We start from the raw sequence: 13,166 nt of genomic DNA on the forward strand, positions 1-13,166 counted from the left end.
GTGTAAGTTGCTGACAAGTATGAGTATGCCACTGCAGGGGTCACCAGCGATCCAGACCCGGGGAGGGTCAGATTTCCGGGGCAATGAAATCCGGGAAGATGCCCGACTCTGCCATGCAGGTGCCTATGTTCAGCCCCTTGAGAGCCCCATGAGCCGTCACCAACATCGTGCTCAGGCCGGCACAGCGGCCCCCCAGAATGTCGGTGTGCAGGGTGTCTCCCACCATCAGTAGCCTGGAAGCCGGTATATGGGACAGCTTGGTTTTCGCCGCATCAAAGGCATTGCTGAAGGGTTTGCCGAAAAACACCGCATCAAGGCCGATGGTGTCCGCCAGTTGATGGGCATAGTGCCCCGGCTCCAGGGACAGACCATCTTCACGGGGCGCCACCAGGTCAGGGTTCGCAACCCAGACCGGTCGCAGGCGGCGGCGAAGGCTATCGGACAGACCTTGCTGCAATCGGTCAGTCCAGCCCTGGGTGCTGAGCATGAGAACCGCATCGGCGTTGTCGAGCCGATCGCGGTTGGCTTGAATATCCTGATTGGCGATCAAAAAACTGCGACAGGGCAACTGGTCGGAGCGTGCCCAGGATGGCGCCATCACAGCCCAGGTCTGGTCGGTCTCTGAACCCAACGCAGCACTTACCAGCATGCGACTGGAAATCAACTGGTCCGACGTAATCGGAAAGCCAAGGTTGCGGTACTTCTGAACCAATTGCCGTTGCGGTGCCGTGGCAGCATTCGACAGCACCAGACAGCGCTTTCCCATTGCCTGCAAATCGTGGAACCGGGCCCGTGCCGTGGGCAACGCCGTGTTACCCACATTAAGCACGCCAAACGCATCAAAGATAAAACCATCAAAACGATCTGCGATTACCCCCAGGGACGCTACCGACTGCGGCTCGACAGAATCTACAGTGACTGCAGGTAGTCGCGAGCGAATGCGCTGATACGAGTCAAAGGCCCAAAGTGTTGAAGGTGTCATGGCTGGTTCCTGCTGGCGGCCGCATAAACTGCACCGTAAGAGCGACTCCGTCACGATGCGGTGAAGACATTTCGTGTGGCGGAACCAGAGCACAGCCTGCCGTACTTCGGCAGATACCCACTCGGAGACGACGACCGTCACCAGAATAACCAGAAGTATCATGGTTACCTGGTTCCAGGCCAGTGTATTCAAAGACGACTAAAGTTGCAGGACCTGCGGCACGATGGCGTAATCAATAACCTGGGCACCAGCGGCCCCGGTCGGCAACATTCTGCACCAGAGGGGCCAATCATACCTACCAGTTGGACCGGCAGTTGTGAACCACGCCGTTGGCCCCATCAATGTTGCAAATGACTTATCGGTGCTCCTGAAAAGTCATGGGAATAAACTGCGCCTCCTGACTTGAAGAACTCCGCCGTCGGAGCGGTGCCGTTCCGGTCGAAGGAGCCATCAGGGCAGCGCAGGTCAGGGTTTTCAATTTGTTCAGGGCATACCAACTTGGGGTGCCCTTGCTATCCGCTTCAATACACTTTTTCCGCGCCCTCGGGACGGCTCTTGAAGCGCTTGTGCAACCACAGATACTGATCCGGATACTGACGGATAGTCGTTTCGATAAAACCGTTCCAGACTGCGGCGTCTTGCTGATCGTCCTCGCCGAACCCTTCCTGGATTGGAGAAAACACCACCTGATAGCGGCCCTGCGGCGTTCTCAGATGGCTGACACAAATGACTGAAGCGCCCGACTCCCGGGCCAGATGGCTGGGCATGGTAATGCAACCAGCCTCGACCCCGAAAAACGGCGTGTAGATCTTGTTCTTTTTGCCGAAATCCTGATCGCAGGCGTACCAGACCTGCCCGCCATTCTTCAGAAACGTCATCATTGCGGGCATTTCCCGCTTGGTAAAGGGCTGGATATTGAAATGGCGTCGACGGCCTTTCTCGATGATGTGGTCAATCACCGGGTTGTTATTCGGACGGTACATATAGCCGGGTTTGTCCAGCTTGCTGGCTATCAGCGGCAGGGCGAAATCCAGAATGCTGTAATGTCCGCCAATCAGCAACACACCGTTGCCTCGGGCTTTGGCTTCCTCAAGGTGCTCCAGGCCGAAAATTTCAGTGGTGTCCAGGTAAGGCGTCATATCCCGCCACCAGGCATGGGTACTTTCCAAAAAACCCCGGGCACAGGCTATAAAGCAGGATTCCACCAGTTCGTCGCGGGCCTGGGCATCCAGCTCGGGCATGCAGACTTTGATATTGGTCTGCGCCACCCGGGCGCGGGATTTCAATCGTCGGTTCAGCAGACGGCCAATGCCAGCACCCCAGCGCTGCTTGGAGGCCATGGGAAGTTGCGCCAACAAATACAACACGCCCCCCAACAACCACGAGGGCACTAAAGCCGGGTGCCACAACGGGCGGGTACGTTTGTAATGATCCGGATTCATGGCAAAGATCGCTTTTGCAGACTTGGAAACTCAGCCTGGAATTATCGCACAGAGCGGCCTTCGATCACAGGCGCCGGACCAGGCCCGTCCGGCGCTTCCAGAGACGATTAACCGAAGTGGAAAAAGGCGACTTTGTTGCCATCCGGGTCACGGACATAGGCGCCGTAAAACTGGTCCGGAATGCGCTGACCGGGTTCACCATCACAGGTGGCGCCGAGCTCAATCGCTTTATGATAGAACTTGTCTACCAATTCCTTCGAGCCCGGGTTGAAAGCTACCATGTTGCCGTTACCCGGATGGTTGGGTTCGTTATTGTAGGGTGTGCATACCGCCAGCATCGGGGTTTTCATGTTGTTGCCGATAAACGCTATGCGGTCCATATCCAGCAGCAACCTGGCATCAAGGTCCGCCAGCAGTTCCGTGTAGAATTTTTTGGCTTTCGCCATGTCGCTAACGCCAAGCGTTACATATCCGATCATTGAAATTTATCCTTGTTGTCCGTGGGAGTCATTATCACAGCAAATCAACAAATGCCATGCCTGACGTTCTACGCTTATCATCTGCACAAAGTCCACTATTCACCCAAACCCGAGCACCACACCCTAACCTGACAGGCCTTTCCAGAGCCCGATACAGCTGATCAGCAATAAAGTGCCCCCGAGCAGGCGGAAAAAAACCGGTGTTTCCGCCGACATCATACGCTCATGGAAACGCAGGCCTGTGACATGGCCGATAGCGGCGCAGGGCAGCAGCCACAGGTGATGAATCAGTTGCAGATCCACCCCCGCATAGATGAACGCCGCCATTTTGATGGTCACCAGAATAAACCAGAGTGCGAACAGGGTATCCCGCAACTTCTCTTTCGGCAGATGCTGGGCCACCACCGCAATGATCAACGGCGCCCCGATCAGCGAGGTGCCGCTGATGTAGCCGCCCAGCATCAGAAACGCCCCATCCACCACTTTGCTGTTGCTGCGAAACGGCTTGTCGAGGATATAGGAGATGGAGTAAAGCGCCACGATGGAGAAAATAATCACGCTCATAATGTTGGCCGGCAGGGTCAGCAAGCCCAGCACCCCGACCAACTTGGGCACGATCATGATAGCCAGAATTCGCCACAGGTAAGGCCAGTCCACCGTGCCGACCATCGGCTGCCCCGGAACCGTGCGCCTGCGGTTGTTGAGGACAATGGTAAGGGAGGAGAACACCAGCAGATGCACTGCAATCAGCGGCAGATAAACCAGCGGCTGATTCTCCACAAGAAGCAGGAACGGCAAAGACAACACGGCCCCACCGAAGCCCAGACCCGAACGCACAAAGCCGCTCCAGATAAAGATCAGGGCGATGAGCACATACTGGATGAGTGAGAGATCCGTCATAGGTCTGTATCAGCAGGCATAAATGAGGGGAGCACTATAGTCCGCCAGCAAAGAAAGTGCATCCAACGGACCATCAACTGCACAGCCTGGCGGAGGTCGTGTTCGATGGGGGCGTCATGGTCAAGAACTCTTTGTACCGCCCAAATTACTGTACATTTATACAGCTATATCTGCTAGACTTTTGGTACTGTGCCTCCGTGGCGAGACACCTTCGGACTCTTAATCTGGACAGGGGGCTCAATGCGAACACGCGGAACCGGCAACAATCCACACAATCGTTTTCAGACCATTGTCACAGACCGGCAGGTGGAGGATGACTGGTACCGGGACCCGGAAGACGAACTCAATCCCGACAGCCTGGCTACATCGGTCAGCGATGAGATGGTGAAAACCATTATCAGCCGCAACCAGTCGCCAGATGTGCCCTTTGACCGGTCAATCAACCCCTATCGCGGATGCGAGCACGGCTGCATCTATTGTTTTGCCCGACCCAGCCACGCTTACTGGGACATGTCCCCGGGGCTTGATTTCGAGACCCGGCTGATTGCCAAGCCCAATGCGCCCGCGCGCCTGCGGGCGGAACTGGACAAGCCCAACTACCGCTGTTCGGCGATTGCTCTTGGGGTGAATACCGATGCCTATCAACCCATCGAAAAACAGCGGCGCATTACCCGGCAGCTGCTGGAGGTGTTACTGGAATACCGTCATCCGGTGACTATTATTACCAAGGGTGCACTGATACTGCGGGACCTGGACCTGCTCTCAGAGCTCGCCGCCAGCGGGCTGTGTTCGGTAAGGGTCAGTCTGACCACGCTGGATAATGATCTGAAACGTCGCATGGAGCCCCGCACGGCCGCACCAGCGACGCGGTTACGTATCATTCGGGAATTGACCTGCGCCGGTGTGCCGGCTGGCATCATACTGGGCCCGGTCATCCCGTTTGTGAACGATCAGGAACTGGAAGCCATTCTGGAAGCCGCATTCGATGCCGGTGCGACCCGGGCGAGCTGGATCATGCTGCGACTGCCCCATGAAATTGCAGAATTATTCGAAGACTGGCTGCACCGTCACTTCCCTCATCGCGCCAGCCATGTCATGAACCGGATGCGTGATCTGCGCGGCGGCAAAGTCTACGACAGCAGTTTCGGTAAGCGCATGACCGGTCAGGGGCCTTATGCAGACCTGATCCGCCAGCGCTTCAATCGCAAAGCCCGGACTCTGGGAATGGCGCTCCACGAAGCCGAACCGTTAAGGACTGATCTGTTTCAACGCGCTGAGGGTCAACAACTGAGCCTTTTATAACCGAAGGAATAAAAGATTCTTCTTTATATCCACTAATTAACTGTCCTTATCAATTAGAATTAGCCAGCTACGTGACAAAAATCGCCTATTTTCTATACTGAAATCTGGTGTTGTTGATATCGCATCGGGAAGTAGCTGTATCCACCCTTTTACACGAGGTGTACCGCAAAGAATGAACATCAGTGATCATCAGGGAGCGAGGAGTTATGAGCCAAAGCACCAGCAAAGAGGACACGCTGCAGGAACAACTGTCTAACCGACCCCATAAGTTGTCTGAACCGGTGCCAGAGGAAAGCACGGATCGCAAGACTCACAGTTACGAACGCTGGCTGATCGCAAAGTTGTTGAGAATGGCCGGTAACCCACCCGTTCGCTTCCAACTCTGGAATGACGAAATCATAGAATCAGACGTCGGCGCCGCCAGTTTCACGCTCCGGCTGGCTGATCCCAAAGCGCTTTATCAATTGGTCAGCAACCCCAATCTGGCATTCGGTGACCTCTACAGCTCCGGGCGTTTGAAGGTCGAGGGCGATCTGTCAGACCTGATGACGGCGCTTAATCGGGCCGTGCACAAAGCACGTGAGCAGTGGCCAAAGTGGCTTGAGGCTGTCTGGCGTAATCACAACCCCCGCTCTACCAGTGTTTCGGATGCCAGGGAAAACATTCACCATCATTACGACCTTGGCAACGAGTTCTATCGGCTCTGGCTTGACCAGGCCGAAATGCAGTACACCTGCGCCTACTATGAAAGCCCGGACTTGTCTCTGGAGCAGGCGCAATTGGCAAAGTTGGAACACATCTGCCGTAAATTGCGACTCCAACCCGGCCAGACCGTGGTCGAGGCTGGCTGCGGCTGGGGCGGCCTGGCACGCTATATGGCCCGCCAGTACGGCGTCAAAGTTCATGCCTACAACATCTCTCGGGAGCAATTGGCATTCGCCCGAGCAGAGGCTGAGAAACAGGGCCTGAATCATCTGATCGAATACATTGAGGATGATTATCGCAATATCGCTGGCCAGTACGACGCGTTTGTTTCTGTCGGCATGCTGGAACATGTGGGCAAGGATCACTATGACGAGATGGCTCAGGTAATCCGGCGCTCACTGAAACCGGAAGGTATAGCGCTGCTGCACAGTATCGGTCGAAACCGCCCTATGTTGATGAACGCCTGGATCGAGAAGCGCATTTTCCCCGGCGCCTATCCACCCAGCATCGGCGAATTCATGGGCATTTGTGAGAGTGGAAATTTCTCGGTACTGGATGTGGAGAATCTGAGATTGCACTACGTCACCACCCTGGAGCACTGGATGGCACGGTTTGAAAGCGTCCAGGACAAAGTCACCGAATTGTATGATGCTCACTTCACCAGGGCGTGGCACCTGTATCTGGCGGGTTCGATTGCGGCCTTCCGGACCGGCTCATTGCAACTGTTTCAGGTTGTGTTCACCCACGGCGATAACAACAACCTGCTCCCGACCCGCAGACATCTCTACAGTTCTCCCGCTGCGCCGGAGACCTGGTGATATGGAGCCTTCCATGGAGCACTATGACATCATCGTGATTGGCGGCGGCCCTGCGGGATCGACCCTGGCGTGGTCCCTGGAAAAAAGCGGTAAACGGGTGCTGATTATCGACAAACAGGATTTCCCCCGGGATAAAACCTGTGCGGGCTGGGTGACTCCGGCCGTGATGGATACACTGGAAATCGATCTGGACGATTACGCCCAGGGCCGGACGCTACAGCCCATCCGTGCGTTCCGGATCGGCATGATGGGGCAGGCTCCTGTGGACAACGATCATGGTGAAACGGTCAGTTACGGAATTCGCCGTTGCGAGTTTGATGACTACCTGCTGGGGCGGGTGAGTGCCGACAAAAAGTTGAGAACACCGGTTAAATCCATCGAACAGAATGGCCGTAACTGGGTAATCAACGACACCTTCGAAGCACCGTTACTGATCGGGGCGGGGGGGCATTTCTGTCCTGTTGCCAAAAAGCTGGGAGACGGGCCCGGCAGCCATGAGACCGTGGTAGCGGCCAAGGAAATCGAGTTCGAAATGACGGCCGCCCAAGCCCGCGTCTGCCTGGCCCGGGGCGATACACCGGAAATCTGGTTCTGCCGTGACCTGAAGGGCTATGCCTGGGTATTCCGCAAAGGCAATTTCCTCAATATTGGCCTCGGTCGTGAGGACAACCACAAGCTGACGGCTCATCTCAATGACTTTGTTGACGAGATGAAGGCCCAGGGTCGCATTCCCGCTGACGTCCCCGGCCGTTTCAAGGGTCACGCCTACCTGCTCTACGCTCACGCCGAGCGGCCGCTGGTGGATGAAGGCGTCATGCTGATCGGCGATGCCGCAGGCCTCGCCTACACCCAAAGCGGCGAAGGGATTCGTCCCGCCATTGAATCCGCATTGATCGCCGCAGATGTGATCCGGCGTGTGCCGGATGTTTCAGCCGGCAGCCTGCAGCGTTACGGGGAAGCGATATCCGAGCGCTTCGGCACGCGCACGCTGAACGATCAATCCGGCTGGCAAACCCCCGACTGGGTCAAGCTGCCCCTGGCCAGCTGTCTGATGCGGTCCCATTGGTTCACACGCAAAGTGGTGACGGAGAAGTGGTTTCTCCATCAGCAAGTGCCACCACTGGAATCTGCCCTGTAGCGTTCAGCTGAATTTGGCAACCATCACACCACAAAAAGAAACGCCGGATAGTCCCCTGCCCGGCGTTTACCATACTGCATTCAAAACCCGTCAGATCAGTGGGTCTTACTGACCCAGATAGCTCCGGTACATCCAGACAGTTTTTTCCTGCTGGGATATGTAGTCGCTCATCAGAGCAACCGTGCCCTCGTCACTGGCTTCACCCGCAAGGTTTAAAAGACCCCGTTGCTTGCCAATCAGCTTGGCGAAACTTTCAACGATGTTCTCCACGGCTTCTTTACCGCTGTGCACATCTTTGCGCTCGGGGACTTCAGAGCGCTCGATGTAAGTGCTGTAGGCGTGAGCCGGGCGATGCCCCAATGTCAGAACGCGTTCAGCGATCTCATCAATCTTGAGCAAAAGATCGTCGTAAAGTTCTTCGAACTTGGCGTGCAGCTCGAAGAAATTATCGCCCTTTATATTCCAGTGATAGCCACGAACGTTCATATAGAAAATCTGGTAATTGGCCAGCAGTTCATTCAATGAATCGGCAAGATTTTGGGTCTTTACGGTGTCTAAACCAATAAAATTGGTGCTCATAGAGTCACTCCTTATGATTCCGAGCGAAGGATATTGACGCTCAATGTAAAACGGATACGGCAGCCAGTGAAATTCAGACCGGCAATCCCGTTCATAGCCTGCCTGTATAGTTGTGATCTGATTCGATGAATTCAATGGCACCTCTACCGATTGACCAAAGCTATCAGATATCAAAATACAATTTACTTAACAATGATTATCAATCAGCGTCTAATGGAGCCATCGAATCGCCGAGTGTGGAGAAAAACATGGGTGTCCTGAAACCATTAATGCACAATCACCATGGCAAACCTGATAATTCACTGATGAAAACCATCACGTTTGCGGCTACTCACTTCACGGTCGCATTCACGGTCGCCTATCTGCTGACAGGTGACCTTCTGATCGGCGGCCTGATCGCTATAGTGGAACCTGCAATCAATACAGTGGTTTATTTCTTTCACGAGAAGCTGTGGGCGAAAAGCGAGAAAGCCTTGGCCGAACGGCAGGTTATCTGTGAACAGGCCAACGGTTACTGAACATCTCGATGGTAGCTCAGGCACCCGGACCGCAATCCATGCAGCGTTCAACACTTTCAGGACCCAGCTGTAGCTTATAGTTAAGATCTCTCAGCGCAGTTCGCACACCCTCTTCAATGACCGGATGATAAAACGGCATATCCAGCATCTCGCTGACGGTCATTCGCTTCTGGGCAGCCCAGGCCAGCAGATGGCCGATATGTTCTGCCGATGGCCCAAACATTTCTGCTCCCAGGAACAGACCGGTACCGTGCTCGCCGTAGACGTGTAACATACCCTGGTTCTTGCCCAACACCCGGCTTCGGCCCTGGTCTTCGAAGGACACCTCGCCAACCGCGTATCCATCCTTGCAGCGGTCCTCTACCTGTTCAAGCGACAGCCCGACAGTAGCAATCTGAGGCTCGGTAAACACGACGCCGAGAGACGTGCGGCGCAAACCCGCCCGAACATCCGGATACCCGCCCGCATTATCACCCGCAATTCGACCCTCGTCGGCTGCCTCATGAAGCAGCAGCGCGTCATTGTTGGCATCGCCGACAATGAATACATGGCTATTGCCGCATCGCAGAGTGTATCGGTCAAAGAGCGGTGTGCCACGTTCGTCCAGTTCAATCTCAGCGTTCTGGATATCCAGCTTGTCAACGTTCGGACGCCGACCGGTCGCAGCCAGCAAGTAATCAAAGGTTTCGGTAAGCTCGCCTTTTTCGGGGTCGTTAAAGGTAACCTGAACACCCTTATCTGTGCGGGATACATCCGTTACATCCGAATCCGGATCAAAGCGGAATTCCTCGTTAAAGCTTTTGCAGGCGTACTCGCGGATGCCCTTGTTAGTTATCGGGCCAACCGAGCCGCTGACGCCAAACATCCGGATTCGGACCCCGAGCCGGCTGAGGGCCTGGCCGAGTTCCAGGCCAATGGCTCCGGGACCGAACACCGCGACCGATCCCGGCAAATCGTCCCATTCGAAGAGGTCGTCGTTTACAACAAGACGGTCACTCGCAGCCTCCAGAAAGCCGGGGATGCTGGAGCGGGAACCTGTCGCAATAACAATGCGATCCGCTTCAACTTCAAGATCCTCCCCCACCAGCAATCGGTGGGCGCCCAGGAAGCGGGCATTGCCGACCAGCCGGTGCTCTGCAGGCAAGCTCTCTACCGCTTCAACAACAAAGCCCACAAAACGGTCCCGCTCTCGTTTCACCCGCTCCATGACAGCCTTGCCGTCAATTCGGGAACCTTCCGGATATACGCCAAACAAGGGCGCCTTGTGCACATTGTGAGCGCTTTCGGCGGCGGCGATCAGCAGCTTGCTCGGCATACAACCAACCCGCGCGCAGGTAGTACCGTATTGCCCGCCCTCAATCAGAACCAGGTTGTCAGTATGCTTCCGGGCCGCGCGATAGGCGCCCATACCTGCAGTTCCCGCTCCGATAATCGCTACGTCAACTTTGCGCTTTTCCACCTTGCGGCCTCCTTATCAACTGTTATTCGATGACTTTACTATAGCCCGCATACGATGGAGTCCGCCGGTTTTGGCCACTGCCTGAAATAAATCAGAGTGTCCGTAGCAATGTCTCGGTTTGTTCCCATCCAATACACGGGTCGGTAATCGAGCAGCCGTAAACCAGTTCATCTCCATCGTTCTGGCGACCGTACTCGAGGAAGCTTTCCAGCATCAAGCCGCGTATGTGCGCATTACCGGCTCTGTTCTGGGCCATCACCTCCCGGGCAATGTCCAGCTGACGTTCTGCCTGTTTGCAGGCGTTGTCGTGACTGCAATCCACCATGACCGCAGTGTTCAGCCCCGCAGTGGCAAGCAGGTCGGTAGCCGATAAAATACTGTTGGCGTCATAATTTGTAATACCCCGGCCTCCCCGCAAGACCAGATGGGTGTCCCGATTGCCCGCCGTGGTAATCATCGCCGGTTGGCCGGCCTGATTCAGGCCAAACCGGTGATGGCTGTGGGCCGCCGATTTGATTGCATTGATGACCACACCGATACTGCCGTCGGTGCCATTCTTGAACCCCACTGGCATGGCACAGCCACTGACCATCTCCCGGTGAATCTGGGATTCGGTGGTTCGGGCGCCGACTGCGGCCCAACTGATAACGTCCTCCATGTAGTCCATGGCCATCGGACTCAAAGCCTCCGTCGCCAACGGCAAACCCAGGGCCGCCAGATTCAGCAACAGGCGTCTTGAGCGCATCAACCCCTGATTCAGGTCCCCGGAGCCGGTACGCTCCGGGTCATACAACAGCCCTTTCCAGCCCACAGTGGTTCTGGGCTTTTCCAGATACGCCCGCATGACAATATGAAAACGGTCACTTACCTCGTCTGCCAGCGCCGCCAGACGTTCGCCGTACTCCAGGGCAGCCACTTCATCATGCACTGAACAGGGGCCCACCACTATCAGAACCCGGTGGTCTTCCCCGTGCAAAATACGGCGAATGGCTTCCCGATGGCGACCAATTTGCGCCGCCAGCAGCGTCGATACAGGTAATTGCGCCCGCAACTGGTGAACTGTGGGTAACACCGAAGCATCTTCCGTGGGCTGGGCGGTCTCAAGGCTTTGGGCCTTCATGGGCATGGTCATTATCGGTTTTCCTGTTTCCCTGGGTCAGAATCAAAAAAGCCCCGGCTGGGCTACCAGTCGGGGCTTTTCGAGTCCGGTGGCAGCCTGGGCTTTCTCCGGGCTACCTTCCTCGCTAATCAGTCGGTGAAGATCTTACGGGCGGCCCGGGTACTGGCTAAAATAAAAGCCATATCCAAACCACCAAGAACATACAGGCGCACAGCCCGCCATCGAGTTACCGAAAGCTTTCAGAACATTCAATTGACAGGGCGCAGCTGTAGTCTTCATGCTTTTTACTATAACGCCGGCTTTCAGGTTTGCAAACCGTTTAAACGGTTTTTCCTGACGGCACCGACAGGGTCTGACAGGAAACCTTCATGAAACTACAGCTTATCAGTGTCCTGTTCGTTGTTCTTTCCGGTTTCGCAGCCTCCCTGTCAGCAGCTCCGGAGGCCCGCACCCATGCCCTCAATAACCGGCCTGCCCAGGAGATTGCGACTCAGCTGCGGGAGCTTTATCCGGGCAATCAGCTTGCCATCAGCACCAGTGGACAGCAGCTGATCATTCGTGGAGAACCTCAGCTCCTGGATGAAGTCGGCATGCTGGTGAACACCATGGATGTTGCGCCGGTCCAGATGCGCATCACTGTACGCAGCGGCAACGCTGATGACCGGTACCGCCAGGGTGGCGGTGTAACCATCAGCGACAATAATGTGAACATTGGGGCCGAACAGACAGTAACCACCACCCGCCGCAACCGCGAGCAGAACATCGTGGTACAGGATGGCCAGTCGGCGCACATCAGTTCCGGCCAGGTCCGAGCCCTTCCGATGGCCATTCGGGGTGGTCGCAACCCGGCGGCAATTTTTCAGCAGGTGGATATCCGCAGTGGCTTCATCATAATGCCCCAGGTCATTTCTGATCGTCAGATTGAGCTGAAAGTAATGGCATTCGACGACGACCCGAAAAATGACCTCCCCGGCTATGAAACCGAGGCCGTGATGACCATCCGGCGGGTCGAACCCGGCCAGTGGGTGAAGCTGGGCAGTACCGAAACCTCCAGCGCGGGCAGTCGCTCCGGAATCCTCTACGACGTTGGTGGCAGCCGGGTGCAAAGCCAATCCTTTGAGGTTCGGGTAGACATTATGTAACCGGGCCACGGGCCGCCTATGACATCCCTCGGGCAAGCAGAACACTTTTAGCTTCATTCACCTTGGCCGCCAGGTAATCGTTACCCCCCCGGTCAGGGTGTATTTTTTGCATCAGTCGCCGATGAGCGGCAACGACCTCTTCACGGCTGCAGCCCTGATTCACTCCCAGTATCTCGCAGGCCTCCCGGATACCCATCTGGCCCGTTGCAATCGGTGCTTGCTGTCTGCCCTGTTGTCTGTCGTTTTGATGTGCGCCGCCTTTGTAATCCTGATACAGCTTGTTGAGCCACGGCAAGTGCCTCAGCAGCATCGGTAATCTTTTTAAAAGCGGGATCAGCGCTGCAAAACCCGCCACCAGCACATGGACCCGGCCAGTCAGCACCAGAACCACTAAAATGGCGCCGAATATGGCCAGGGCGACCTTCCAGGTGGCCGCTTTTCTTTTTTCCGGCGTCAGACCACCCCACTGCTTCAGTATGACGAACATCAGAGCGGCAAGGCCAATGCCGAGAATCCAGTGCATTCAATCATCCTTTTGTAAGGGATATCCGTAACACCTCAGGAATGTCACGGTGACGCTGC

The 13,166-nt window shown here is 55.7% G+C and carries 13 protein-coding genes; 5 read left to right on the forward strand and 8 right to left on the reverse strand.

Translation table 11 applies throughout. The annotated features are described in order from the left end of the window. Positions 1-67 precede the first annotated feature (67 nt). The 4 genes from F6Y09_RS02815 to F6Y09_RS02830 form a co-directional block, all read right to left on the reverse strand. Complete coding sequence (locus F6Y09_RS02815) at positions 68-982, reverse strand: HAD-IIA family hydrolase (protein ID WP_152205386.1); 915 nt, start codon at positions 980-982, stop codon at positions 68-70. A gap of 521 nt (positions 983-1,503) precedes the next feature. Further along, positions 1,504-2,424: a lysophospholipid acyltransferase family protein gene (locus tag F6Y09_RS02820; protein ID WP_152205387.1), complete on the reverse strand. Its 921-nt coding sequence runs from the start codon at positions 2,422-2,424 to the stop codon at positions 1,504-1,506. Between the two features lie 107 nt (positions 2,425-2,531). Continuing rightward, positions 2,532-2,903, reverse strand: coding sequence for a VOC family protein (locus F6Y09_RS02825; protein WP_152205388.1), 372 nt, complete (start codon positions 2,901-2,903; stop codon positions 2,532-2,534). 123 nt (positions 2,904-3,026) lie between these two features. Further along, positions 3,027-3,803 carry a sulfite exporter TauE/SafE family protein gene (locus F6Y09_RS02830; RefSeq protein ID WP_152205389.1) on the reverse strand — a complete coding sequence of 259 codons (777 nt, stop codon included), beginning with the start codon at positions 3,801-3,803 and terminating at the stop codon, positions 3,027-3,029. Between the two features lie 240 nt (positions 3,804-4,043). On the opposite strand from F6Y09_RS02830, the gene F6Y09_RS02835 reads away from it, so the two are divergent. From F6Y09_RS02835 to F6Y09_RS02845, 3 genes are all read left to right on the forward strand, one after another. Then, positions 4,044-5,105, forward strand: coding sequence for a PA0069 family radical SAM protein (locus F6Y09_RS02835; protein ID WP_152205390.1), 1,062 nt, complete (start codon positions 4,044-4,046; stop codon positions 5,103-5,105). Positions 5,106-5,311: 206 nt separating this feature from the next. Further along, on the forward strand, positions 5,312-6,628 hold the full coding sequence (locus F6Y09_RS02840; RefSeq protein ID WP_152205391.1) for an SAM-dependent methyltransferase: 1,317 nt from the start codon (positions 5,312-5,314) through the stop codon (positions 6,626-6,628). 13 nt (positions 6,629-6,641) lie between these two features. Beyond that, a complete protein-coding gene (locus F6Y09_RS02845; protein ID WP_152205392.1) occupies positions 6,642-7,766 on the forward strand; it encodes an NAD(P)/FAD-dependent oxidoreductase in 1,125 nt (374 codons plus the stop codon). A 105-nt stretch (positions 7,767-7,871) separates the two neighbouring features. Here the strand turns inward: F6Y09_RS02845 and F6Y09_RS02850 are convergent, their stop codons facing one another. Continuing rightward, positions 7,872-8,345, reverse strand: a complete 474-nt coding sequence (locus F6Y09_RS02850) for a Dps family protein (protein WP_152205393.1) — start codon at positions 8,343-8,345, stop codon at positions 7,872-7,874. A gap of 134 nt (positions 8,346-8,479) precedes the next feature. Here F6Y09_RS02850 and F6Y09_RS02855 point away from each other — a divergent pair, with 134 nt between their 5' ends. Further along, entirely contained in the window at positions 8,480-8,863 is a 384-nt protein-coding gene (locus F6Y09_RS02855; RefSeq protein ID WP_343031057.1) for a DUF2061 domain-containing protein, read from the forward strand. Positions 8,864-8,879: 16 nt separating this feature from the next. Here the strand turns inward: F6Y09_RS02855 and F6Y09_RS02860 are convergent, their stop codons facing one another. Together F6Y09_RS02860 and F6Y09_RS02865 are read right to left on the reverse strand one after the other, a co-directional pair. Beyond that, positions 8,880-10,322, reverse strand: coding sequence for a dihydrolipoyl dehydrogenase (locus tag F6Y09_RS02860; RefSeq protein WP_152205394.1), 1,443 nt, complete (start codon positions 10,320-10,322; stop codon positions 8,880-8,882). A gap of 91 nt (positions 10,323-10,413) precedes the next feature. After that, the gene (locus F6Y09_RS02865; RefSeq protein WP_425481808.1) at positions 10,414-11,448 is read right to left on the reverse strand and encodes a 3-deoxy-7-phosphoheptulonate synthase; all 1,035 of its coding nucleotides are present in this window, start codon (positions 11,446-11,448) and stop codon (positions 10,414-10,416) included. Positions 11,449-11,810: 362 nt separating this feature from the next. On the opposite strand from F6Y09_RS02865, the gene F6Y09_RS02870 reads away from it, so the two are divergent. After that, on the forward strand, positions 11,811-12,584 hold the full coding sequence (locus tag F6Y09_RS02870) for a secretin (protein ID WP_152205396.1): 774 nt from the start codon (positions 11,811-11,813) through the stop codon (positions 12,582-12,584). A gap of 16 nt (positions 12,585-12,600) precedes the next feature. Here the strand turns inward: F6Y09_RS02870 and F6Y09_RS02875 are convergent, their stop codons facing one another. Then, positions 12,601-13,107, reverse strand: a complete 507-nt coding sequence (locus F6Y09_RS02875; RefSeq protein ID WP_152205397.1) for a DnaJ domain-containing protein — start codon at positions 13,105-13,107, stop codon at positions 12,601-12,603. Positions 13,108-13,166 lie beyond the last annotated feature (59 nt).

Origin of the sequence: Marinobacter changyiensis (assembly GCF_009193265.1) — a bacterium.
Classification (GTDB): domain Bacteria; phylum Pseudomonadota; class Gammaproteobacteria; order Pseudomonadales; family Oleiphilaceae; genus Marinobacter; species Marinobacter changyiensis.